The 23,851-nt window shown below is 65.5% G+C and carries 19 protein-coding genes; 14 read left to right on the forward strand and 5 right to left on the reverse strand.

What is annotated here, in order from left to right:
* The first annotated feature begins 10 nt into the window (after positions 1–10).
* The 9 genes from hisH to tatC all read left to right on the forward strand — a co-directional run bounded on the left by hisH (position 11) and on the right by tatC (position 5,333).
* Positions 11–652, forward strand: a complete 642-nt coding sequence (hisH, locus tag U1H99_RS15005) for an imidazole glycerol phosphate synthase subunit HisH (protein WP_323142523.1) — start codon at positions 11–13, stop codon at positions 650–652.
* Between the two features lie 43 nt (positions 653–695).
* Positions 696–1,472, forward strand: a complete 777-nt coding sequence (hisA, locus tag U1H99_RS15010; protein WP_323142524.1) for a 1-(5-phosphoribosyl)-5-[(5-phosphoribosylamino)methylideneamino]imidazole-4-carboxamide isomerase — start codon at positions 696–698, stop codon at positions 1,470–1,472.
* A 151-nt stretch (positions 1,473–1,623) separates the two neighbouring features.
* Positions 1,624–2,388: an imidazole glycerol phosphate synthase subunit HisF gene (hisF, locus tag U1H99_RS15015; RefSeq protein WP_323142679.1), complete on the forward strand. Its 765-nt coding sequence runs from the start codon at positions 1,624–1,626 to the stop codon at positions 2,386–2,388.
* Between the two features lie 10 nt (positions 2,389–2,398).
* On the forward strand, positions 2,399–2,863 hold the full coding sequence (gene hisI / locus U1H99_RS15020) for a phosphoribosyl-AMP cyclohydrolase (protein WP_323142525.1): 465 nt from the start codon (positions 2,399–2,401) through the stop codon (positions 2,861–2,863).
* A complete protein-coding gene (locus U1H99_RS15025) occupies positions 2,860–3,201 on the forward strand; it encodes a phosphoribosyl-ATP diphosphatase (RefSeq protein WP_323142526.1) in 342 nt (113 codons plus the stop codon). The genes hisI and U1H99_RS15025 overlap by 4 nt, the downstream gene beginning before the upstream one ends.
* Before the next feature lie 99 nt (positions 3,202–3,300).
* The gene (locus tag U1H99_RS15030) at positions 3,301–3,675 is read left to right on the forward strand and encodes a histidine triad nucleotide-binding protein (protein ID WP_323142527.1); all 375 of its coding nucleotides are present in this window, start codon (positions 3,301–3,303) and stop codon (positions 3,673–3,675) included.
* 123 nt (positions 3,676–3,798) lie between these two features.
* On the forward strand, positions 3,799–4,041 hold the full coding sequence (tatA, locus tag U1H99_RS15035; RefSeq protein WP_323142680.1) for a Sec-independent protein translocase subunit TatA: 243 nt from the start codon (positions 3,799–3,801) through the stop codon (positions 4,039–4,041).
* Between the two features lie 9 nt (positions 4,042–4,050).
* The gene (tatB, locus tag U1H99_RS15040; RefSeq protein ID WP_323142528.1) at positions 4,051–4,578 is read left to right on the forward strand and encodes a Sec-independent protein translocase protein TatB; all 528 of its coding nucleotides are present in this window, start codon (positions 4,051–4,053) and stop codon (positions 4,576–4,578) included.
* Positions 4,578–5,333 carry a twin-arginine translocase subunit TatC gene (tatC, locus tag U1H99_RS15045; protein WP_323142529.1) on the forward strand — a complete coding sequence of 252 codons (756 nt, stop codon included), beginning with the start codon at positions 4,578–4,580 and terminating at the stop codon, positions 5,331–5,333. Before tatB ends, tatC begins: the two co-directional genes overlap by 1 nt.
* A gap of 73 nt (positions 5,334–5,406) precedes the next feature.
* Here tatC and U1H99_RS15050 read toward each other — a convergent pair whose 3' ends face one another.
* The 4 genes from U1H99_RS15050 to U1H99_RS15065 all read right to left on the reverse strand — a co-directional run bounded on the left by U1H99_RS15050 (position 5,407) and on the right by U1H99_RS15065 (position 14,561).
* Entirely contained in the window at positions 5,407–6,207 is an 801-nt protein-coding gene (locus U1H99_RS15050; RefSeq protein WP_323142530.1) for a CsgG/HfaB family protein, read from the reverse strand.
* Positions 6,208–6,343: 136 nt separating this feature from the next.
* On the reverse strand, positions 6,344–8,269 hold the full coding sequence (locus tag U1H99_RS15055) for a DUF885 domain-containing protein (RefSeq protein ID WP_323142531.1): 1,926 nt from the start codon (positions 8,267–8,269) through the stop codon (positions 6,344–6,346).
* Positions 8,270–8,421: 152 nt separating this feature from the next.
* Positions 8,422–12,627: a DEAD/DEAH box helicase gene (locus U1H99_RS15060; protein ID WP_323142532.1), complete on the reverse strand. Its 4,206-nt coding sequence runs from the start codon at positions 12,625–12,627 to the stop codon at positions 8,422–8,424.
* Positions 12,624–14,561 carry a dipeptidyl-peptidase 5 gene (locus U1H99_RS15065; RefSeq protein WP_323142533.1) on the reverse strand — a complete coding sequence of 646 codons (1,938 nt, stop codon included), beginning with the start codon at positions 14,559–14,561 and terminating at the stop codon, positions 12,624–12,626. The genes U1H99_RS15060 and U1H99_RS15065 overlap by 4 nt, the downstream gene beginning before the upstream one ends.
* A 190-nt stretch (positions 14,562–14,751) precedes the next feature.
* On the opposite strand from U1H99_RS15065, the gene hemE reads away from it, so the two are divergent.
* From hemE to U1H99_RS15085, 4 genes are all read left to right on the forward strand, one after another.
* On the forward strand, positions 14,752–15,834 hold the full coding sequence (gene hemE, locus U1H99_RS15070; RefSeq protein ID WP_323142534.1) for a uroporphyrinogen decarboxylase: 1,083 nt from the start codon (positions 14,752–14,754) through the stop codon (positions 15,832–15,834).
* Positions 15,835–16,360: 526 nt separating this feature from the next.
* The gene (locus tag U1H99_RS15075; RefSeq protein WP_323142535.1) at positions 16,361–18,367 is read left to right on the forward strand and encodes a primosomal protein N'; all 2,007 of its coding nucleotides are present in this window, start codon (positions 16,361–16,363) and stop codon (positions 18,365–18,367) included.
* 222 nt (positions 18,368–18,589) lie between these two features.
* Positions 18,590–19,450, forward strand: coding sequence for an SEL1-like repeat protein (locus U1H99_RS15080; RefSeq protein WP_323142536.1), 861 nt, complete (start codon positions 18,590–18,592; stop codon positions 19,448–19,450).
* A gap of 36 nt (positions 19,451–19,486) precedes the next feature.
* Positions 19,487–20,935, forward strand: a complete 1,449-nt coding sequence (locus U1H99_RS15085; protein ID WP_323142537.1) for a dihydrolipoyl dehydrogenase — start codon at positions 19,487–19,489, stop codon at positions 20,933–20,935.
* A gap of 114 nt (positions 20,936–21,049) precedes the next feature.
* Here the strand turns inward: U1H99_RS15085 and U1H99_RS15090 are convergent, their stop codons facing one another.
* Positions 21,050–21,535 carry an SRPBCC family protein gene (locus tag U1H99_RS15090; RefSeq protein WP_323142538.1) on the reverse strand — a complete coding sequence of 162 codons (486 nt, stop codon included), beginning with the start codon at positions 21,533–21,535 and terminating at the stop codon, positions 21,050–21,052.
* 159 nt (positions 21,536–21,694) lie between these two features.
* On the opposite strand from U1H99_RS15090, the gene U1H99_RS15095 reads away from it, so the two are divergent.
* On the forward strand, positions 21,695–23,755 hold the full coding sequence (locus tag U1H99_RS15095) for a UvrD-helicase domain-containing protein (protein ID WP_323142539.1): 2,061 nt from the start codon (positions 21,695–21,697) through the stop codon (positions 23,753–23,755).
* Positions 23,756–23,851: the final 96 nt, after the last annotated feature.

Raw genomic sequence — 23,851 nt, forward strand, 5'->3', positions numbered from 1 at the left:
ACATCACACAATGACGAACAAGATTGTTGTGGTCGACGGTATGGGCAACCTGCGTTCCGTGGTGCAGGCGCTGCGCGTGGCCGCGCCGGAAGCCGATGTGCTGGTCTCCCACGCCGCGGCCGACATCGATGCGGCCGACCGTGTCGTCCTGCCGGGCCAGGGCGCGATGCGCGACTGCATGCGCAGCCTGCGCGAATCCGGCGCCGAGGAGGCCGTGCTGCGCGCCATGAAGACGCGTCCGGTGATGGGCGTGTGCGTGGGCGAGCAGATGCTGTTCGAATCGAGCGAGGAAAACGAAGGCACGCCGGGCCTGGGCCTGCTGCCGGGCAAAGTCGTGCGCTTCCAGCTCGACGGCAAGCTGCAGGCCGACGGCTCGCGCTTCAAGGTGCCGCAGATGGGCTGGAACCGCGTGCGCCAGACCCGCGCCCACCCGCTGTGGGAAGGCGTCGAGGACGGCGCCTGGTTCTACTTCGTGCACAGCTATTACGCGGCACCGGCCAATCCCGACGACACCATCGGCGAAGCCGACTACGGCGCGCCCTATTGCTGCGCTGTCGGCCGGGACAACATCGTCGCGACCCAGTTCCACCCCGAGAAGAGCGCCGCCGCCGGGCTGCGCCTGTATCGCAATTTCATCCACTGGAATCCTTGAACGTCCGCGTTCTTTTTACACCGTCAACCAACCGACAACGACCATGCTGCTGATCCCCGCCATCGACCTGAAAGACGGTCACTGCGTTCGCCTGAAACAAGGCGATATGGACCTCGCCACCGTGTTTTCCGAAGATCCCGCCGAGATGGCGCTGCACTGGCTCAAGAAGGGTGCGCGCCGGCTGCACCTGGTCGACCTGAACGGCGCGTTCGCGGGCAAGCCGAAGAACGAAGAAGCGATCAAATCGATCCTGATGACCGTGCAGGACTACGCCGAAGAAAACGGCCTGGACGAGATCCCGGTCCAGCTGGGCGGCGGCATCCGCGACCTCGACACCATCGAGCGCTACCTGGACGACGGCATCACCTACATCATCGTCGGCACCGCCGCGGTGAAAAACCCGGGCTTCCTGCACGACGCCTGCGGCGCCTTCCCGGGCTCGATCATCGTCGGCCTGGACGCCAAGGACGGCAAGGTTGCCACCGACGGCTGGAGCAAGATGTCCGGCCACGAAGTCATCGACCTGGCCAAGAAGTTCGAGGGCTACGGCGTGGAATCGATCGTCTACACCGACATCGGCCGCGACGGCATGATGGGCGGCGTCAACATCGAGGCCACCGTCAAGCTGGCCCAGGCGGTGCGCATCCCGATCATCGCATCGGGCGGCGTGCACAACCTGGCCGACGTCGAAGCGCTGTGCGCGGTGCAGGACGAAGGCATCGAAGGCGTGATCTGCGGCCGCTCGATCTACGAGGGCACGCTGGATCTGTCCAGCGCGCAGGAGCGTGCGGATGTGCTGACCGAGGGTGCACAGGCCTGAATGATGAGTGGATGCGGCGCCAGTTTCGGCGACGCACCTCTTGAACGTCGTCCCTGCGAAGGCAGGGACCCAAGTTGGATGCGCCGTCGATGTGCGTAAAAACTTGGGCCCCTGCTTTCGCAGGGGCGACGGTTTTGAAGTCAACACATAAATTATGCTCGCAAAACGCATCATCCCCTGCCTCGACGTCACCGGCGGCCGCGTCGTCAAGGGCATCAATTTCACCGAGCTGCGCGACGCCGGCGACCCGGTCGAGATCGCCCGCCGCTACGACGGCCAGGGCGCGGACGAGATCACCTTCCTCGACATCACGGCGTCCAGCGACGGCCGCGACCTGATCCTGCCGATCATCGAGGCAGTGGCCTCGACCGTGTTCATTCCGCTGACCGTGGGCGGCGGCGTGCGCAAGGTCGAGGACGTGCGCCGGCTGCTGAATGCCGGCGCCGACAAGGTCTCGATGAACACCTCGGCCGTCACCAACCCGCAGCTGGTGTTCGACGCCTCCCAGAAGCACGGCTCGCAGTGCATCGTGGTGGCGATCGACGCCAAGCAGGTCGCGCCCGGCAAATGGGAAGTGTTCACCCACGGCGGACGCAACCCGACCGGGCTGGATGCGGTGGAATGGGCGCGCAAGATGGAAAGCCTGGGCGCCGGCGAGCTGCTGCTCACTTCCATGGACCGCGACGGCACCAAATCCGGATTCGACCTGGGCCTGACGCGCGCCGTATCGGACGCGGTCGGTATCCCGGTCATCGCCTCGGGCGGCGTCGGCGGACTGAGCTGCCTGGCCGACGGCGTCCTGCAAGGCCACGCCGATGCGGTGCTGGCCGCCAGCATTTTCCACTACGGGCAGCACACGGTCGGCGAAGCCAAGCGCTTCATGGCCGAGCGCGGCATTCCGATGCGCCTGGACTGACAGAGAACACATGGCAACCCCGACCACGACCCCATCGATCCCCGGCCAACCCTGGCTCAAGAAAATCAAGTGGGACGAACACGGCCTGGTGCCGGTGATCGCCCAGGAAGCGGGCAGCGGCGACATCCTGATGTTCGCCTGGATGAACCGCGAGGCCCTGGCCAAGACCGTCGAGCTGGGCGAAGCGGTGTACTGGAGCCGCTCGCGCAAGAAACTGTGGCACAAGGGCGAAGAGTCCGGCCACGTGCAGAAAGTGCTGGAGATCCGCCTCGACTGCGACGAAGACGTGGTGCTGCTGAAGGTGGAGCAGGCCGGCGGCATCGCCTGCCATACCGGACGCCACTCGTGCTTCTTCCAGAAGTTCGACAACGGCGACTGGCACAGCGTCGAGCCGGTACTGCAGGACCCTGCCACCATTTATACGGATGCGAAAAAAGCGCAGCCGAAGAAAACGCAGCCAAAGAAGGACACATGAGCTTCAACCTGGACCAACTGGCGGCCGTGATCGAGTCGCGCAAGCCGGAACACGGCGGCGACCCTGCCACTTCCTACGTGGCGAAACTGTTCGCCAAGGGCGACGACGCGATCCTCAAGAAGATCGGCGAAGAAGCGGTCGAGACCGTGATGGCCGCCAAGGACGTGCGCGCCGGCGCCGACCCATCCAAGCTGCTGTACGAAACCGCCGACCTGTGGTTCCATTCGATGGTGCTGCTGGCGCGCTTCGGTTTGACGCCGCAGCAGGTGATCGATGAGCTGGCGCGCCGCGAAGGCGTGTCCGGCATTGCCGAAAAGGCAGCGCGTCCGGAGGACTGACCCGCCGCGTCATGCTGCCGTCATGCCGGCCGGATAGACTAACGCGCCCGTCTCTTGTGGAGAGGCGGGGCCGCCACAAGATAAGCTTTTGGAGAGAATATGGATAACTGCATTTTCTGCAAGATCGCCGCCAAGCAGATTCCGGCGAGCGTGGTGTACGAAGACGACGAATTGTTCGCGTTCAAGGACATCAACCCGGCCGCGCCGGTGCACCTGCTGGTGATTCCGAAACAGCACGTGGCCTCGCTCTCCGACTGCACCGACGCCCACGCGCCGCTGCTGGGCCGGATGCTGGCGCTGGCGCCGAAGCTGGCTGCCGAACACGGCATCGCCGTCCAGCAGGATGCGGACGGACAACGCAGCGGGGGCTACAAGACCCTGTTCAATGTCGGTCCGGACGGCGGGCAGGAGGTGTATCACCTGCACCTGCACGTGTATGGCGGCAAGCGTCCGTGGCGCGGCCTGGGGACCTGAGGCACCGCGGTTTATATTTACGGGTGGAAAAAGGGCGTTCCTGCCCTGCATGGCTTATACTGCGCGTGAAAGCAAGGACTTTGCTGCACGCATATCGGGCACTTGCCCGGCAAGGAGAAAATGATGGGTGGATTGAGTATTTGGCACTGGGTGATCCTGCTGGTCGTCGTGGTGATCATTTTTGGCACCGGCAAGCTGAAAAACGCCGGCTCGGATCTGGGCAAGGCCGTCAAGGGCTTCAAGGATGGCGTGAAGGACGATGAAGTCAAGCCCGGCACCACGACCACCCAGACCCCGGTCCCGCCGCAACAGGTGGCCGACAAGGGCACCATCGACGTCGAGACCCGCGAAAAAAGCCGCTTCTGATCCGGCACCATGATCGATCTCGGTCTTACCAAACTCGCCGTGATCGGCGCGGTGGCGCTGGTCGTCATCGGGCCGGAAAAACTGCCGAAGGTGGCCCGCATGGCCGGGACGCTGTACGGCCGTGCCCAGCGCTACCTGGCACAGGTGAAGACCGAGGTCTCGCGCGAGATCGAAATGGAAGAGCTGCGTAACCTGCACAAGGAAGTGCAGGCGGGCGCCAGCAGTTTCAAGTCGGGGGTCGATACCTTCAAGACCGACGTCGAGGACACGGTGTCGTCGCACATGGGCGAGGTCGAAGCGGCCTGGCACGGGGACGACCACGGCGCAGCGGCATCCACCGAGCCGGCGCCGAGCTACGTATCGCAGGACGACATCGAACGCAAGGCGCGCGAGTTCCGGCGCAAGAAGCTGGTGCGCACCTCGAACGTCCCGGCCTGGTTCAAGAATCGCCAGGGAACGCGGCAGCACGTGCTGTCCGGCGCCGCACGCGTCCGGAAATTCCGTCCCGGCGTCAAATCCAACACATCCTTTTTCTGATGACCCAAGAAGCCTCGGGCGAAGAAACATTCATTTCCCACCTGGTCGAACTGCGTGACCGCCTGGTCAAGGCTGCGATCGGCGTGGCGATCGTCTGCGCCGCACTGTTCTCATGGCCGGGCGCGGCGGAAATCTATGACTACCTGGCCGCCCCGATGCTGGCCTCGCTGCCCGCGGGCGCCAAGATGATCGCCACCGGCGTCACCGCACCCTTCCTGGTGCCGATGAAGGTGACACTGGTGCTGGCCCTGATCCTGTCGCTGCCCTGGGTGTTCTACCAGGCCTGGGCCTTCATCGCACCCGGCCTGTACGCCCACGAAAAGCGGCTGGTGCTGCCGCTGGTGATCTCGTCGTCACTGCTGTTCATGGCCGGGGTGGCGTTCTGCTACTTCTTCGTGTTCGGCCGCGTGTTCCACTTCATCGCCAATTTCGCACCGGCCTCGATTGCTGTCATGCCCGACATCGAGAACTATCTCGATTTTGTGATGTCGATGTGCCTGGCCTTCGGCGCCACCTTCGAGGTGCCGGTGGTGGTCGTGATCCTGGTACGCATGGGTATCGTCAGCGTCGAAAAGCTGCGCTCGATCCGTCCGTACGCGATCGTCGGCGCCTTTGCCATCGCCGCCGTGGTCACGCCGCCGGATGCGGTCAGCATGCTGGCCCTGGCGGTACCGATGTGCCTGCTGTTCGAACTGGGACTGATACTGGCGCCGGTGTTCGTGCGTGTCAGCCAGGCGCCGCCGGAAAATGCCTGACTTTTTCCTGTCGGAAAATTTTATAAAAGCAACGGCGCCCGCGGGCGCCGTTTTGCATGGCCCGTCGAAAGTATCAATTGGTGCGCAGCAGGCCACCGTTGCCGAGCCCGCCGTCGACCGACTGTGACTTGTAGGCGCGCACTGCTTTCACCATCTGGTTGTACGAATCCATGAACGACGCGGCCAGCAGCTTGCCTTCCGGCGTATTGCTGAAGCCGTTCGCACCGGCGAAGCCGTGGCGGAAGAACGCGCCCATCGCCCCCATGTCCCAGTTGCGCGCGCTGCCCTCGGCGGCCGACAGCTGCAGGCCGGAGCGGTTGTCGGTCAGCAGCAGCATGGTCGAGGCCTCGTTGGATTTGAGCGAGCCGCCCACCAGCGAGGCGACCGCGCCGATGCGCCCGCCCAGCAGGCCGCCGACGCCGCTGGCGCCGCCCTGGGTGAAGGTGATCGACGGCGTCACCGTGTAGTCGGCGGCGACCATCTGGCCCTTGCCGATGTTGCTGGTTTTGCGCAGTTCGCCCGACGCCATCAGTTCGCGTTCGCCCTGCATCTGGCGCATTGCCTGGCCGCGCTCGACGACCGCGAAGCAGTTCGATTGCTGGATGATCATGCGCAGCAGCGGCACCGTGCTCTGGGTGCGGTATTGCGCGGTCAGCTGATGCACCCAGGGCTGGTTCGATTCCTCGACGATGGCGAGCGTGCCGAGCGAGCGCTCGCAGTGCTCGAGCTGGCTGCTGGCGCCGATCGAGGTGGCGCCGCCGGCGGCGCCGGTGGCAACGGTCTTGGCGCCGGCGGCTCCGATATTGGGTGAGGTGGAGCAGGCGGACAGCAGGACGAGCGGCAAGAGCAACAGCAGGGAAGGGCGTGGCATCATGGCGGATTCCTTTCTTAATGGAAACACGCCATCCTAAGGCCGGGTGCGGCTGCTGCCCTTGTGAGCACGCAATGGATGGAAAAAAGGGACCCACGGGTCCCTTCGCCGCGGCAGGTCCGCCCCGACCGTCGGCTGCTTATTGCATCAGCTGCCCGATCACGCTGACCGGCGCATTCCCGTAGCCCAGGAACTGGTCGTGGAAGGCCTTCAGGTCGAACTTGTCGCCCAGTTGCTGCTTGCGCCGTTCGCGCAAGTCCATGATGTCGCTGTAGCCGCTGAAATAGCTGGTCAGCTGCACCGACGACAGCTGGGCGCGCTTCCACTTCTCGGTGGCTTCCTGCGGCGTCTGGAAGGCCTGGCGCACCAGCAGGTCGAGCGCCTGCTCGCGCGTCATGCCCAGCACGTGCACGCTGTAGTCGAGGATGGTGTTGGAGACGCTGCGCAGGTTCCACTTGCACCACATCAGCCACAGTTCCGGCGCGTTGTCGCCATAGCCCGACTCCAGCATCATGCGCTCGCCATACACGGCCCAGCCTTCGACCATGGCGCCATTGCCGAACAGCGCCTTCACCAGCGAGGGCGAACGGTTGGCGTTCATCAGCTGGGTGTAGTGGCCGGGGATCGCCTCGTGGATGTTCAGGATCTGCAGCATCCAGTTGTTGTACTCGCGCAGGCTGCTCTCGGCCTGTGCCGGGCTCAAGCCGTCCAGCGGGGTGACGTTGTAATAGGTCTTGTCCTTGGGACGGTAGGGGCCCGGCGCATCGATGCTGGCGCCGGCCACGCCGCGCTGGTACAGCGGGGTCTCGCGCACCACCAGCGGCTTGCTGGGGTCGATCGTCACCAGGTTGTTCTTCACCACGTAGTCCTGCAGCTGCGGGATCTGGCGCCGGATCTCGGGCAGGAAGTTGGCCGGCGTCGTGTGCTGCAGCGACAGGCGGTCGATCACCATGCCGATCTTTTGATAGCGGTCTTGCGGCTTGGCGGTGCGGCCCATGGTCTTGTCCCACAAGCCGTCGGCCAGGCCGTCCATGCGCGTGAGCAGTTCTTCGCGCGCGGCCAGGGCCTTGCGGTAGGTTTGCTCGGCGCTGCTGGCGGACTGGATCTCGAATGCGAACTTCTGCTCGTACAGGGCTTTGCCGATGCGGAAGGAGCGGCCGCGCTTCATCTGCGTTTGCGACCGATCGAGGTCGTTCAGGTAATCGACCCAGCCCAGCACCGCGCTGCCGGCATTCGCGATGCGCTGCGCGAAGATCGTTTTTTCCTGCGCCGACAGGATCGATTCCTGGGCCGCCTTGCCGAGGTCCGCCAGCACCACCAGCGTGCCCGGCGCCTGCTCGAGCGCGAGGCGGGTATGTTCGTGCGTCGGGTTGACGATCGTGCCCCGCGCCGCCTGGTAATACGCCGGCACGTCGGCCAGGCGCTTCAGGATGGTGCGCAGGCGCTGCGGCTTGGCGGCGTATTCCGTATTCAGGATCAGGTCGAGCGGCTGGGCCACGTTGTACTGCGACGGGTTCCACTCGAACTCGCGCAGGGTGGTCAGGCGCCAGCGGTCGGCGCGCAGCTTGTTCAACAGCAGCGCCAGGTCGGTACGCTGGTTGGGCGACAGCTTGTCGGCATTCAGCTTGCCGAACTTGTCGAGCCACTCGTCGATGAAGGCCAGCTGCCGGGTGCGGGTGGCGACGTCGGGGAGGGTCAGCTTGGCGGCGGCGTCGAACTTGCCGACGTAGATGCCGCTCTCGGGATCGACGCGCCACAGCGCGGTCAGGAACTGCATCGACAGCGTGTCCATGAAGCGGTCGTTGCGGTTCTGCGCAGTGGCGGGAGATGCCGGAGCAGCGGCGGGCGCTGCCACGGCGGCGGCGGCCACCGGCGCCGCGACTGCCGCGGCCTTGGCGGCCTTGCCGGTCTTGCCCGGTTTGGCTTTGGCCGGTTCCTTGGCCGATGCTTTGGCCTTGGCGCTGCTGGTGTGCTTGGCCTTGGCCGCCTTGGAAGGACGCGCCTGGGCCGGCGCCAGCGCGACGCTGGCCAGCAGGACGGCAAGCGCGAGTTTGGATGTCTTCATTGATCTGTCTGCCTGATAAAGAGAAAGGGCCAGATGGCGCGCCCACCGGCGAGGCAGGCGGCGGGGCGACAGGTTAGCACCATTCGCCGGCCCTGCGGAACCTTGAAACAATACGTCACGATTGGCGACCGGTTCCTGCAAAAGGCCAATCATCACATGGATTGCCAGTCCGCGATAGAGGCCGGTCGATTGCCCGAGAGCCCCGCCTGCAGCATGGCCAGCATGTCGGCGGGCGACATGCGCGCCGCCAGGTCGCTGCCTTCGAGCAGGCTGTCGGCCAGGTCGCGCTTGTGGCGGTGCAGGTCGACGATACCTTCCTCGATCGTGTGGCGCGTCACCAGGCGGTAAATCGTCACCGGGCGCTGCTGGCCCATGCGGTGGGCGCGGTCCGAGGCCTGGTCTTCCACCGCCGGATTCCACCACGGGTCCATGTGGATCACATAATCGGCGGCAGTGAGGTTGATGCCGACGCCGCCCGCCTTCAGCGAAATCAGGAACAGGTCGCCGTCGCCGGCCTGGAAGGCGTCCACGCGGCGCTTACGTTCCTGCATCGGCGTCGCACCATCCAGGTATTGGTAGCGGATGCCGCGTTCGTCGAGGTGCTTGCGGATCAGGGTCAGGTGGTCGACGAACTGGCTGAACACCAGCGCCTTGTGGCGGTTCTCCAGGAGTTCGTCGGCCAGGCGCGCAAAGGTCTCCAGCTTGCTACTGCGGATGCCGCTGTCGGGCGCCACCAGCTGCGGGTTGCAGCAGGCGCGGCGCAACTTCATCATCTCGGCCAGGATCTGGATCTGCTTTTGCGACGCATTTTTCCCATCCTGCGCTTCCATTGTGGCGAGCCGGTCGAGCGCTTCGCGGCGCAGCGATTCGTACAGCGCCGTCTCTTCCTGGCTCAGCTCCACCGGCAGCACGATCTCGGTACGCGGCGGCAGCTCGGACAGCACCTGCGATTTCGTGCGGCGCAAAATGAAAGGCTGCGTCAGGCGGCGCAGGCGCGTGCGCGCCGCCAGTTCGGCGCGTTTATCCTGTGCTTTTTCGATCGGGCCGGCGAAGCGCAAGTTAAATTGATCGCTGCTGCCGAGCAGGCCCGGGTTGATGAACCTGAACAGGTTCCACAGCTCGCCCAGGTGGTTTTCGAGCGGCGTGCCGGTGGCCACCATCCGAAAATCGCCGCGCAGCGCCATCACCGCCTGCGAGCGGCGCGTGTGCGCGTTCTTGATCGCCTGCGCCTCGTCCAGCACGATGGTATGCCAGCGCGTGCCTGCGAAGCGTTCGGCTTCCAGCTGCAGCAGGCCGTAGCTGGCGACGATCACGTCGTAGGCGCCGGCCTCCTTCAGCATCGCCGCGCGGTCGCCGCTGCCGAACAGCTGGATGTTCAGGGTCGGCGCGAAGCGCGCGGCTTCGGCCATCCAGTTGGTCGCCACCGAGGTCGGCGCCACCACCAGCGTCGGGCCGCCGGGGGCGCGCGACAGGATCAGCGCCAGCGCCTGCAGCGTTTTACCGAGGCCCATGTCGTCGGCCAGGCAGGCGCCGACGCCCCAGTGCGCCAGGCGCGCCAGCCATTCGAAGCCTTCGAGCTGGTAGTCGCGCAATTCCGCCTGCAGCGTGGACGGCAGCTGCGGGCGGTACTCTGCATTCTCCTGCATATGCTGGATGTGCTTGCGCCAGGCGGCGTCGGCATCGACTTCGCCGGCGTCCTGCGCCATCTCTTCCAGCGCGAAGCTGGCCAGCGGGTGGAAGCGCAAGGCCGCCTCATTTGCAACGTCAGCGGCATCGCTGTAGGCCGACAGGTCCATCAGCCGGCGGTGCAGTTCGTGCGTCAGCGCCATGAACTGGTTGTCGCCGAGGGCGATGAAACGGTCTTCCTTCAGGCGCGACAGCAGGTCGCGCAAGTCCATCACTTTATTCTCGTCGACCTGCACCTCGCCGTTGGCCGCGAACCAGTCCTTGTCGCGCCGGATCTGGATGCGCACCGATTTCGCGCTCACCTTTTTGGTCACGCGGAAGGATTCGCCTTCGGGCCAGCCGACGATCACGCGGCCGGGGTCGCGCTCCTGCAATTCCTGCAGTTCGGCCAGCAGTTCCAGGCACGCGATGGGGGAGCCCAGCAGCCATTCGCCGTGCTCGTCCTCGGCCGCTTCGAGCGCGCGGCAATCGGCCAGCAGCTGGCGCTCGGCTTCGCGCTCGGCGTTCAGGTTGCGCCGCGCTTCCATGCGGATGCCGTTCACGTCGGCGATCACGCTCTCGGCCCCGTCGCCGGGGCGCAGATAGGGACCGGCGTCGGGCAGCGGGCGCACCAGGATGCGGATGCGCAGGCCCTGCTGGTAGGGCAGCAGGTGCAGGTGCAGGCGCGGGTCGGCCGCCACCTGTTCCAGGTCGCCGGGGCTGCCGCCGATGTCGGACTGCACGGTGACGACGGTCGAGATCGCGCTGATCGCCTGCAGCACGCGCCGTTCGGCTTCGAGCGGCACCACCAGGCCGTCGCCGACGATGGCGCCGATGCGGCGGTGCTCGTCGCGGATGCGCACGATGCGCAGGCGCGTCGGCGTCTCGCGCGTGACCACGACTTCGCCCTGCTGCTCGGCCAGTTTCGGCTGCAGCGTGATGTGGACCTTGCCGCCGCCGGCGCGCACCATCAGCTGCGGTTCGCCCGGCAGCAGTTCGATGCGGGTACCGGAATCCATCCAGAACAGCAGCGGGTGGCCGGCCAGCGCCGCCACCGCGCGGTCGAGGTCGAATTCGTAGCGGGTGCCGGTGCCGCTGTAGTAGCGGTGGGCGCCGATGGCGGCCGCCACCTGGATATCCTGGGCAGTCAGGAAATCCAGTTCGGCGGCTTCCTCGGCCAGGCGCTTCAGGCCGATGGCGCGGCCGCGGCTCCAGCCGCCCTGGGCATCGCGCTTCTGCTCGCGCGGCTCGATCGCACGGATGCCGAGGTGTTCGTCGTAACTGATCATCCAGGCCAGGCGCGATTCCTTCACCACTTCCACGTTCACGGCCGGCTGCAGGTTGATCAAGGCGTTCAGCTGGCGTTCCCATGGCTCTTCGCGCTCGAACCACAGCGCCATATCGACGAAGCGGTGCTGCTGGCGCAGGGCGACGGCGCGCTTTTCCATGCCGACCATGCCGAGCGCACCCAGCACCGATCCGATCTGGGCCGCGATGAAGTCGAAGCCCGCGGCTTCCGCGACCGTCATCTGCTGTTCGAGCAGCGTTGCCTTGTCGAGCAGCTGCGGCATGGCGAGCCAGTGATGCAGCAGGGCGCGGAACATCACCGGCTGCAGGGCGGTCTCCCAGTTGCGCGAGGGGAGCACCTCGGCATCGACGGTGCCGCCGCGGATCTGGCGCAGCATCGACAGCTGCTGGTAGACCGCGGTGTCGTGGCTCTGCACGGCGCGGGTGGCGGCGTCGAGGTAGCCGTCGAGCGCCTTCTGGTGCTTCGGGTCGCTGCTGCGCAGCAGGGCGGTCACGTACAGGTGGCCGCCGATGCCCTCGAACACCGCCTTTCTCTTGCCGGTCTCGCGCCGCAGCAGTTTCAATGCCTTGTCGAAGCCGGCGAGGGCATCGTCGACGTCGCCGCGCAGCAGTTGCAGCACGCTGACGTAGTACAGGGCGGTGGAGTCGTCGAGGTCGTGCAGCAGCGCGCGCGCCGCGTCCAGGCGGCCGCACAGGATCAGGTGTTCGGCCAGCGCGGTGCGCAGGCCCATCGAGGCGCCGCCCTGCGCCACCGTCTCTTCGGCGTAGTGGCGGATCGCCGGGGCGTTTGCCGGTTCGCGCTGGACCTGGTTGACCAGCACCGCCAGCACATCGTCGCGCACGGCGCCGTTGATGCGCTCCAGCAGTTCGGGTTCGAAGGGGCGCGCGCAGATGTCGACCAGCGGGTGCAGGTAGGCCGCCTCGTGGCAGCGCAGGCAGGCGGTGAGCAGCGTCGCGATCGTCTTCGGCCCTTCGCCGCCGATCAGGGCCATGCGCAGCAGCGCCACGCCCTGGCGGTAGCTGCGCAGCATGGGCGTGCCCTGCCAGTCGGTGCGCAGCGGCGTCACCGTCTGGTAGACCTCGCGCAGCGCGTTGAACTGGCGCGCCTGCAGCGACCAGGCGATTGCCGGCCATGCCGCCTCCTGGGCGATCACGTAGCCGCGCGAGGGCAGTTCGCCGACCAGGCCGGCGGCGCGCAGGCGTTCCAGCGGTTCGGCCAGGTCGTCCTCGATCGCGCTTTCCTCGAGCGGAGACAGATGCTCGTGGATGCGGCGCCGGCCCATCGGTTCGCCGGCCAGCGCCAGCAGCGCCAGGATCAGCTTGTCGCGTGAATCGCAGGCGTCGACACGCTCGCGCCATGCCTGCGCCGTCGTGCCTTCGCTCATTGCGCGAGATTCTCGATCTCTACAGCCGGCAAGTCATCCGGCACCGGGATATTAAAGACGCGCAGGTAGAAAACCAGCTCGGCCTGCAAGGTGCGCACGATGCTGTCCGCCTTGCGGAAGCCGTGGCCTTCGCCTTCGAGCGTCAGGTAGGCCACCGGCACGCCGCGCGCGCGCAGGGCGTCGACCATCACCTCGGATTGCGGCGGCGGCACCACCTTGTCGTCCAGGCCCTGGAAGAAGATCATCGGGCGCGCCAGCTTGTCGCTGTGGTTGATCGGCGAGCGCTCGGCATACACGGCGTCGGCCTGCGCCTTGGGTGCGATCAGGTATTCGTTGTAGCGCGATTCGAACTTGTGCGAATCGGCGTCCAGCCCTTTGAGATCGGACACGCCGTAGTAGCTGGCGCCGGCCTTGAACACGTCGTGGAAGGCAAGGGCGCACAGCGTGGTGAGGCCGCCGGCGCTGCCGCCGCGGATCACCAGGCGTTCGCGGTCGACCAGGTCCTGGCCTGCCAGGTGCTGGGCGCCGGCCACGCAATCCTCGACGTCGACCACGCCCCACTGGCCGCGCAGCAGGTCGCGGTAGGCGCGGCCGAAGCCGGTGCTGCCGCCGTAGTTCACGTCGAGCACGGCGATGCCGCGGCTGGTCCAGAACTGGGTCGCCAGTTTCAGCGTGCTGGTGGCCATGCTGGTCGGGCCGCCGTGGCCGATCACCATCAGCGGTGGCAGCTCGCCCGGGAGCGGCTCGACGTCCTTGTTCCGCGGCGGGTAGTAAAAGGCGTACGCCGTGCGGCCGTTGGCGCTGGGGTAGCGGATGCTGTGCGGGACCGACAGGTAGCCGACGTCCGGCAGCTGCTCGATCGAACGGGCCAGCACCTGGCGCTGGCCGCTGCTCGCATCGATTTGCGCGATTTCGGTGGCGATGGTCGGCGCGCCGCCCAGGAAGGCGAGGGTAGTGCCCTGCACGCGCAGCTCGCGGATCTCTTCGTAGGGATTGTCGACCGGCGTGAGTGCGCCGCTGCCGGTGTCCAGGCGCGCCAGGCGGCTGACGCCGTCCTCGATATAGGTGCAGGCGATCTCGCTGTCGGACATGAAACCGTACATCGCATTGCCGAACACCCAGTGCGGGCCGCCGAATTCGGCGTCGCGCGGGCATAGAGGATGGACCACGCCATGGTCGAAGCGGTACAGGTTCCACCAGCCGCTGCGGTCGGACACGAAGTGCAGCAGGCCGCCCGGCGACCATTCCGGCTGGCAGACCGATTCGTTTTCCCCACCGGCGATCAGGCGGCCATTGACCAGGGTGCCGTCGGCGGCGATATCGGCCAGCCACAATTCGGTGCCCTGCCATGGCATGCGCGGGTGGTCCCAGCTCAGCCAGGCCAGCTGGCTGCCGTCCGGCGACAGGCGCGGCGACGAATAAAAGTCGTTGCCGTCCACCAGGACCGTCTCGCTGCCGTCGAAGTTCAGGGCGCAGATCGTGTTGACCGGGTAGGTGGCGCCTTGTGAATGGTCTTCGCGCACCGACAGCAGGCGTCCGCGTGCCGCGTCCAGGACAAAATCGGCATGGCGCAGCGCGCCACCGGCGCTGAGCGGCGCCGGCTCGCCGCCCTCGGCCCCGATGCGATAAATACGGTTGTCGGCAAAATTCGAGAACCACACCACGCCCTCGGCCGCCAGCAGCGCGCCACCGCCGTACTCGTGCACGCGGGTGCGCACGTTGAACGGCGCCGGCGTCAGCTCGGTGACGCTGTTCCTGCGCTTGCGCAGCAGCGTGGTGCGGCCGCCTTCGCTGGCGCGGCCGGCCAGCCAGTAGACGTCGCCGCCATCGAGCGCAACCGAGGACAGGGGCGTGGCACCGGCGGCAACCACGTCGGCGGTGATCGGGGAAGTCCAGGTGCCGCAGGGCGCCTGTGTGCGGGATGGGTCTGGCATGGGATGGGGTCCTGGCAGATGGGTAGGGACACATTATAAGTGTGCTCCCTCCGGCATGTCGGCCGGCAAACGATGCGGTGCGATTGCCCGAGGAATGCGATAATAGGTGTTTGCCCAGCGGTTTGCCAGCGGTTTGCCCGGCGGTCTGCCTCCGCTTCCAGCGTCAGTTTTCCTTTTCAGGTTGTCATCCATGCCACAATTCGCCCCGCTCCAGAACGACACTTTCCTGCGTGCGCTGCTGCGCCAGCCGACCGACTACACGCCGGTGTGGCTGATGCGCCAGGCGGGGCGCTACCTGCCGGAATACCGCGCCAGCCGCGCGCGGGCCGGCTCCTTCCTGGGCCTGGCCAAGAGTCCGGATTTCGCCACCGAAGTGACGCTGCAGCCGATCGACCGCTACCCGCTGGACGCCTCGATCCTGTTCTCGGACATCCTGACGGTGCCTGACGCGATGGGCCTGGGCCTGTATTTCGAAGAAGGGGAAGGCCCGAAGTTCGAGCGCACCGTGCGCACCGAGGAAGACGTCGCCGCCTTGCGCGTGCCCGACATGGCATCGCTCGACTACGTCTTCAAGGCCGTGACCCAGATCCGCACCGCGCTGAACGGCCGCGTGCCGCTGATCGGCTTTTCGGGCAGCCCCTGGACCCTGGCCTGCTACATGGTCGAAGGCCAGGGCTCGCGCGAATTCCACACGGTCAAGAAGATGCTGTACTCGCGTCCCGACCTGATGCACCGCGTCCTGCAAACCAACGCCGACGCGGTGGCGCAATACCTGAACGCCCAGATCGACGCCGGTGCCCAGGCCGTCATGATCTTCGACTCCTGGGGCGGCGCGCTGGCCGACGGCGCCTACCAGGCCTTCTCGCTGCAGTACATGCAGAAGGTTTTGGCCCAGCTGCAGCGCGAGAAAGACGGTGTGCGCATCCCGGCAATCGTGTTCACCAAGGGCGGCGGCCTGTGGCTGGACGAAATGGCCGACATCGGCGCCGATGCACTCGGCCTGGACTGGACCGTGAACCTGGGCCGCGCCCGTGCACTGGTCGGCGACCGCGTCGCCCTGCAGGGCAACCTCGACCCGGCGATCCTGTTCGCGGCGCCGGACCAGGTGCGTACCGAAGTGGAAAAAGCGCTGGCCAGCTACGGCACGCCGAGCGCCGGTCACGGCCACGTGTTCAACCTGGGCCATGGCATCTCGCAGTTCACGCCGCCGGAATCGGTGACGGCCATGGTCGAAGCGGTACACGACTTCAGCCGCCGTCAACGTGCTGCCTAAATCCTGCAAAATCACACTTATTCACAAAAACGCCAGCTCACGCAAGGCTGGCTGTGGAAATGTACAGTGCTTGCGCAGTCGACGTAAGTAATTGATTTTTATAGTGTTTAGCTCACGCTGTGAACATGGCGCCAAGGTGCTTCGGAGACCTTCGGCGCCTGCCAGGCAAACTGTTCAGTGCCTTGTTCACAAAGTTATACACAGGTTCTGTGCATAATCCCAAAAAGTGCTTCGTTTACCGGGGTTTACGGGATTTCTTCAAGTATTCCATCAAGATTTTGCTGCACTGCGCTTCAGTTCTTCACTGGAAATGCCCAGTTATGCACAGAAGCTGGCAAGCGATAAAGAATTTCATGAGCTCCGGTACTATTTTTCTAAGTCATTGAATTAAAAGAGGAAAATGTTTTATGGACTTAGAGAATTGCCAAGTGCCTTGAGCTAACGTAAACCTTTGTCCCGGTCAAGTTTTCCATTTTCCACAAAGTTTTCCACAGTTCTCCACAGCTCGCCAGAAGGTTTTCAACACGTGTCGTACTGCATCCTGCAAATCGCCCTCGATACGCCGCTCGACAGCGTGTTCGACTACCGCTGGCCCTGCGCCTCCGGGGAAGAACCGCAAGTCGGCCAGCTGGCGCTGGTCAACTTCGGCCGGCGCGAAGCGGTGGGCGTGATCGTCGCCATCAAGCAGGACAGCGATGTCCCGGCGGATAAGCTGAAAGATGCACTGGCGGTACGCGGCCAGCTGGCGCCGCTGTCCGGCAAATGGCTGGCGCTGGCGCGTTTTGCCGCCGGTTATTACCACCGGCCGCTGGGTGAAGTGGCAATGCCCGGCCTGCCCAAGAACCTGCGCCTGTCGACCACGGTGGCGCTGGACCGCGCGCTGAAGAAACTGGCCAAGCTGCCGGATGCGCACGACGCCACCCCGGCCGACATGCCGGTCCTGAACCCGGAGCAGCAGCAAGCTGCCGACGCCATCGGCGGTGCCGCGGGTTTCAGCCCGCTGCTGCTGTACGGCGTCACCGGCAGCGGCAAGACCGAGGTGTATCTGCAAGCCTGCGCCCAGGTGCTGGCCCGGGACCAACACGCGCAGATCCTGGTCCTGGTCCCCGAGATCAACCTGACGCCGCAGCTGGAAGCCAACATTCGCGCGCGCTTCCCCGGCGTGATGCTGGCCACCCTGCACAGCAGCCTGTCGGAAGGCGAGCGCATGCTGCACTGGCTGGCCGCGCACCAGGGCCGCGCGCGCATCGTGCTCGGCACCCGCCTGGCGATCCTGGCCTCGCTGCCGCATCTACAGCTGATCGTCATCGACGAAGAGCACGACCCCTCGTATAAACAGCAGGAAGGCCTGCGCTATTCGGCGCGCGACCTGGCCGTGTGGCGCGCGCACCAGCTCGGGATCCCGATCGTGCTGGGGTCGGCCACCCCGTCGCTGGAGAGCTGGCATCACGCCCAGACCGGGCGCTACCGCAAGCTGGAATTGCGCGAGCGCGCCGTGCGCGACGCCGTGCTGCCGCGCGTGTACCTGATCGACATGGAGCGCGACAAGCCGAAAGAGGGCCTGACGCCGACCCTGGTGCGGGCGCTGCGCCAGCGCCTGGAACGCGGCGAACAGTCGCTGCTGTTCCTGAACCGGCGCGGCTATGCGCCGGTGCTGTGCTGCGAGTCCTGCGGCTGGATCAGCAACTGCACCCGCTGCACCGCCAACATGGTGCTGCACCGCCCCGAGCGCCGGCTGCGCTGCCACCACTGCAGCCTGGAGCTGCGCATCCCGCACGCCTGCCCGACCTGCGGCAACATCGACCTGCAGCCGCTCGGACGCGGCACCCAGCGCATCGAGGAAGGGCTGCAGGCGCTGTTCCCGGAAGCGCGCATCCTGCGCATCGACGCCGACTCCACGCGCCACAAGGGCAGCGCCCAGGCGGCGTTCGACACCGTGCACCGCGGCGAGGTCGATATCCTGATCGGCACCCAGATGGTGGCCAAGGGCCACGACTTCAAAAAGCTGACGCTGGTCGGCGTGCTGAATCCGGACACTGCCCTGTTCTCGCAGGACTACCGGGCCAGCGAGCGCCTGTTCGCCCAGCTGATGCAGGTGGCCGGGCGGGCCGGACGCGCCGGGCTGGCGTCGGAAGTGCTGATCCAGTCGCGCTATTGCACCCACCCGCTGTACGGGGCGGTGATGCGCCACGACTACGACCGCTTCGCCGGCGACCTGCTGGCAGAACGCCACCAGGCCGCGCTGCCGCCCTATATGTACCAGGCGCTGCTGCGCGCCGAGGCGCCCGAGCTGGCGACCGCCATCGCATTCCTGGAGGGCGCGCGCGATGCCGTGGCAGCCGATGCGGTGACCGTCAACGATCCGATCCCGATGACCATGACCCGCGTGCACAACGTCGAGCGCGCCCAGCTGCTGGTGGAATCGAACTCGCGCCCGGCGCTGCAGGCCTTCCTGACCGCCTGGGTCGATGCCCTGCGCGCCATGAAGAGCCGCGTGCGCTGGTCGTTGGAAGTCGATCCGCTCGATATTTGACGAGAAACTGAGGAGATATAGCTTTTATTTATTGCTGAGATCAGAAACGATCATTGGACATATATTTTGCGCTGCGTCATGATTGCACCTGTCTCCTCTATTCTCCACAAGGAATAGATTCAAGCCCGCTCTCGAGCGGGCTTTTTTTTATCCCGATTCCGGTCGATCCCCATCGGCATTGGCGCTATTATTGTCACTTGGAAAACTTTTTGGGGATACCGGATGCTGTGCCGCCGCCTGCGCATGACGCGCTTTGTCCTTGCCTCTTGCGGGTATGCGCTGGCCGGCGCCGCCCTGTGGCCCCTGCCTGCGGCCGCAGAAACCTCCTACTACGGCCAGAAGGCCGTCCAGGAGATCACCAGCCGGATCGCGCGGAAGGATTGCACGGGCGCGGTCGGCGACCTGAAGTCCGCGCTGAAAAAAGGATTTCCGGAGGTTGCCCTGCTGGCCGGCAGCATGTACGAAAACGGTATCTGCGTCGCGCGTGACTGGGAGCATGCAGTGCCTTTCTATATCCAGGCCTGGCAGGGCGGGGTCAGGGATGGTGCCGACCGCCTGGCTGCCGGCTATGCAGCGCCCGGCAATGGTCCCGACGTGGCGGCAGCCTTGTGGTGGGCCAGCCGCGAGCGTGACAAGGCCGGCAGGATGCACGGCGTAGCGGGCTGCATCCCGGGCGCCGACGCGGTGGACGACATGGACCGCTTCGTCACCGCACTGCAGGCCTGGCCGCAAGCGCGTCTGGCCGCCTGCAACTACATGGTCGGCGTGATGTCGACCATTTCGGCGGAAGCCAAATACCCGGCCATGGCCTATATCTACGCGGTCGGCGGCGACGTGACCGTGCGCTTCCTGCCCGCGGTGCCGCGCATCGATACGCAAAAGGGCGAGACGCGCGAGTATGCGATGATGGGCGCGATCAATGCCGAAAAGACGCAGGATCGCGGCACCAGGAGCGTGGGCGAATTCGAGCAGATGGTGCGCGCCCTGGCCGACCGCGCACTGCGCCGTTACCCGCAGCCCGCCGGCATCGCGGCGGATACGCTGGTCCAGACCGAATACCATTTCGGCATCCAATACGAGTAGCATAGCGTCGTGCATGAGCATATTGCGAGGGACGAAATGCGTAAACTAAAGGTCGACGTCGCCGTGATCGGCGCCGGCACGGCGGGACTGGTGGCCTACCGCGCCGCCAGGGCACAGGGCGCGCGCACCGTGATGATCGAAGGCGGCCACTACGGCACCACCTGCGCCAGGGTCGGCTGCATGCCGAGCAAGCTCCTGATCGCGGCGGCCGAGGCGGCGCACATGCTCGACGCGGCCGCGGCGTTCGGCGTGCATGCAGGGGAAAAGCGCGTCGACGGCGTGGCCGTGATGGAGCGCGTGCGGCGCGAGCGCGACCGCTTCGTCGGTTTCGTGCTGGATGGCGTCGACAGCATCCCGGATGCCGACAAGCTGCGTGGCCATGCGCGTTTCACGGGACCGCACACGCTGGTGGTCGACGACGGCGCCGGCAACGTCAGCGAGGTGGAAGCGGCGCGCGTGGTGATTGCCAGCGGTTCCACGCCGACCCGCCTGCCGAAGCTGGAGAACGTCGGTCCCGGCGTGATCACCAGCGACGAGGTGTTCGACTGGCAGGACCTGCCGCGCTCGGTCGCCGTGATCGGCACCGGCGTGATCGGCCTGGAACTGGGCCAGGCGCTGGCGCGCCTGGGTGTGCGCGTGAGCCTGTACGCGCGCGGCGGCAGCGTCGCCCAACTGACCGACCCGGTGGTGCTGCGCAAGGCCGGCCAGGTGCTGCGCGAAGAGATCGACCTGCATTTCCAGACCGAGATCGTGAAGGCGGAGCAGGATGGCGACGAGGTGGTGCTGTGCATGCGCGAGGGTGGCGAAGAGCGCTGCGCGCGCTTCCAGTACGTGCTGATGGCCGCCGGGCGCACGCCCAACGTGGCCGCCATCGGCATCGAGCACAGCGGACTGGCGCTGGGGACCAACGGCGTGCCGCTGTTCGACAGCCGCACCATGCAATGCGGGACCAGCCATATCTTCATTGCCGGTGACGCCAACAACGAGCGCCCGGTGCTGCCGGAAGCGGCCGACCACGGCAAGATCGCCGGCGACAATGCCGGCCGCTATCCGGACATCCGCCCCGGCCTGCGCCGCACGCCGCTGACTGCGGCATTCACCGAACCGAACATCGTCACGCTGGGTGCCAGCTACAAAAGCCTGTGCGAGCCGGGCAAGCCGAAATTCGCGATCGGCCAAGTGTCGTTCGAGAACCAGGGCCGCAGCCGCGTCATGTTGCAGAACAAGGGGATGCTGCGCGTGTACGGGGAATATGGCAGCGGGCGCTTCCTGGGCGCCGAGATGATCGCGCCGCGCGGCGAGCATCTCGGGCATTTGCTGGCCTGGGCGGTGCAGGCGCGGATGACGGTGGACCAGATGCTGGAGATGCCGTTCTATCATCCCGTGATCGAGGAGGGCGTGCGCACGGCGTTACGGGATCTGGCGACGGAGCTGGCCAAGGATGCCAGCAGCACCGACCCGGCCGAAGTGGAGCCGGGAACCTAGGGGACAGAGCAGGGGTCAGAGCCCGGTGTTGCTTTTAAGGGGCTCTGACCCCGGTGTTCAGCCACCAGAGCAGGGCTCTGATCCCGGTGTTCAGCCACCGGCGCATCATGAACATCAATTCAAGTAGCTGGCATCCAGTTTGCCCTCGGACGCCAGCTGGCGCACGATCTTGATCGTATCGATATCGGCTTCCTGGTAGGCCGACTTCTTGAAGTCCTCGTACATCCTGCTCATCTCGTCGCCGGCCGATGGATTGCCGTCGTCATAGGTAAAGCGCACCAGCAACATGGCATCGCCACGCGCTTCGATGCGCATGGTCAGCAGCGATTGCGCAATATCGCCCTGGGCCGGCACTTCGAAGCGCACTTCTTCCAGCGGGGTCAGGCGCACATGGTCGTCGATCCACAGCTCGCCGAAACGCTGGCGGCGCGTGAAGCTGCCGCTTTCGCGCTCGCCGATGATGCATTCGTCCAGGTGGGGAATGAAGCGCTTCGGGTCTTCCGCGCGCAGCACCAGGCCGCGCCACAGCTGCTCGCGGGTAATGGTGTCGATCAGCGGGTTGAGCGGGTCATTAATTTCGATCAGATGTTCGAATTTCATCGTGCGTTCTCTTGTCGTGTTCAGCAAATGGGGTATGTGGTGGCGCCAGGCCGTTTCCACAAGCATAGCCGACAACAACGTCGCCGTTTGCATACAGCCTTTTACGTGCACAGCCCGCCTCCTTTACAATGCTGAGCTAGCCCTCCAGAACGACACCCCATGTCCACCACCCCGAATTTCGGCCTCAACGGTCCGCAAAGCGAAGCCGCGCTTTATCTCGACGGCCCCTGCCTGGTGCTGGCCGGCGCCGGCTCGGGCAAGACGCGCGTGATCACCCAGAAGATCGCCTACATGATCGAGCACCGCGGCTACGATCCGCGCACGATCGCCGCGCTCACCTTCACGAATAAAGCCGCGCTCGAGATGCAGGAGCGTATCGGCAAGCTGCTCAAGCAGCCCAAGCAGGCCAAGCAGTTGACGGTATCGACCTTCCACTCGCTGGGCGTCAAGATCCTGCGCCAGGAAGCGGCCGGCGTCGGCCTCAAGGACCGCTTTTCGATCATGGACGCCGATGACTGCTACACGGTGGTGTCCGACCTGGCCGTGACCACGGATAAACACGAGATCCGCCGCATCCAGAACGCGATTTCCTTGTGGAAGAACGGCCTGGTCGATCCCGAAGATGCGATCCGCGAGGCGAAAGACGAAGACGAAGCGCAGGCCGGCCGCATCTACCGCAGCTACCTGGCGACGCTGCAGGCCTACCAGGCGGTCGACTTCGACGACCTGATCCGCCTGCCGGTGGAATTGTTCCGCAACAATGGCGATATCCGCGACCGCTGGCAGCGCCGCCTGCGTTACCTGCTGATGGACGAGTACCAGGACACCAACACCTGCCAATACGAGCTGGTGAAGCTGATGGTGACCGGCATCGGCAAGAAGCCGATGTTCACCGCGGTGGGCGACGACGACCAGGCGATCTATGCCTGGCGCGGCGCTTCGGTCGAAAACCTCAAGACGCTGCAGACCGACTTCCCGGACCTGCGCGTGATCAAGCTGGAGCAGAACTACCGCTCGACCACGCGCATCCTGCAGGCGGCCAATGCGGTCATCGGCAATAACCCGAAGCTGTTCGAGAAATCGCTGTGGTCCGAGCACGGCCTGGGCGAGCCGATCAAGGTGCTGGGCATGCCGAACGACGAGATGGAAGCCGACCAGGTCGCCATTATGATTTCGTCGGAACATTTCCAGCGCAAGAACAAATGGTCGGACTACGCGATCCTGTACCGCGGCAACCACCAGGCGCGCGTGATCGAGCAGGCGCTGCGCAAGGAACGTATTCCGTACACGATCTCGGGCGGCCAGAGCTTTTTCGACAAGGCCGAGATCAAGGACATCATCGCCTACCTGCGCCTGATCGCCAACGAGGGCGACGACCCGGCCTTCATCCGCGCCATCACCACGCCCAAGCGCGGCGTCGGCATGGCGACCATCGAAGCGCTCGGCGAGTTCTCGAAGCAGTGGAACTGCTCGCTGTTCGAGGCGGCGCTGAAGGGCGGCATCGAAGCCAAGCTGTCCGACCGCCAGCTGTATCCGCTGCGCGAGTTCTGCCATTTCATCAACGATATGGAATCGCGCGCCACCCGGCCCGGTCCGTCCGGCAGCGGCGACAACGCCGCCGAGCTGCTCGATGACATGATGAAAGAGATCAACTACGAGCACTACCTGTACGAGAATTTCGACGACCGCGCCGCCCAGAGCAAGTGGCAGAACGTGCTGGAATTTACCAACTGGCTGAAGGAACGCGGGCGCGGCGGACGCGACCGCGACGGCGAGGAAAAGAACCTGCTCGAATTGACGCAGATGGTGGCCTTGATGTCGATGTTGGAAGGCAAGGACGAAGAGCCGGACGCGATCCGCATGTCGACCCTGCACGCCTCGAAGGGCCTGGAATATCCGCACGTGTTCCTGGTCGGTGTCGAGGAAGGCATCCTGCCGCACAAGGGCGACCCCGACGACCCGATCGAAAAGATCGCCGCGCGCATCCAGGAAGAGCGGCGCCTGATGTACGTGGGCATCACGCGCGCCCAGCGCACCCTGCACGTGACCTGGTGCAAGAAGAGAAAGCGCGCCGGCGAGCAGGTCCATTGCGATCCGTCGCGCTTCATCAAGGAAATGGCGCTGGAAGTCGGCGACGCCGCGCCCAAGGAAACCGAAGTGATGACGCCGAAAGAACGGCTGGCCAACCTGAAGGCCCTGCTGGCCACGCCGAAGGTGTAACGGACGGGCGCTGCCGATTATCGCGGCGGCACCTGTTTTCGTGCCCATTGACTAATAAGTCGTAGTTGCGCGACATGATTCGTTGCGCATAAGCCT

Origin of the sequence: Massilia phyllosphaerae, from assembly GCF_034659755.1 — a bacterium.
Taxonomy (GTDB): Bacteria; Pseudomonadota; Gammaproteobacteria; order Burkholderiales; family Burkholderiaceae_D; genus Telluria; species Telluria phyllosphaerae.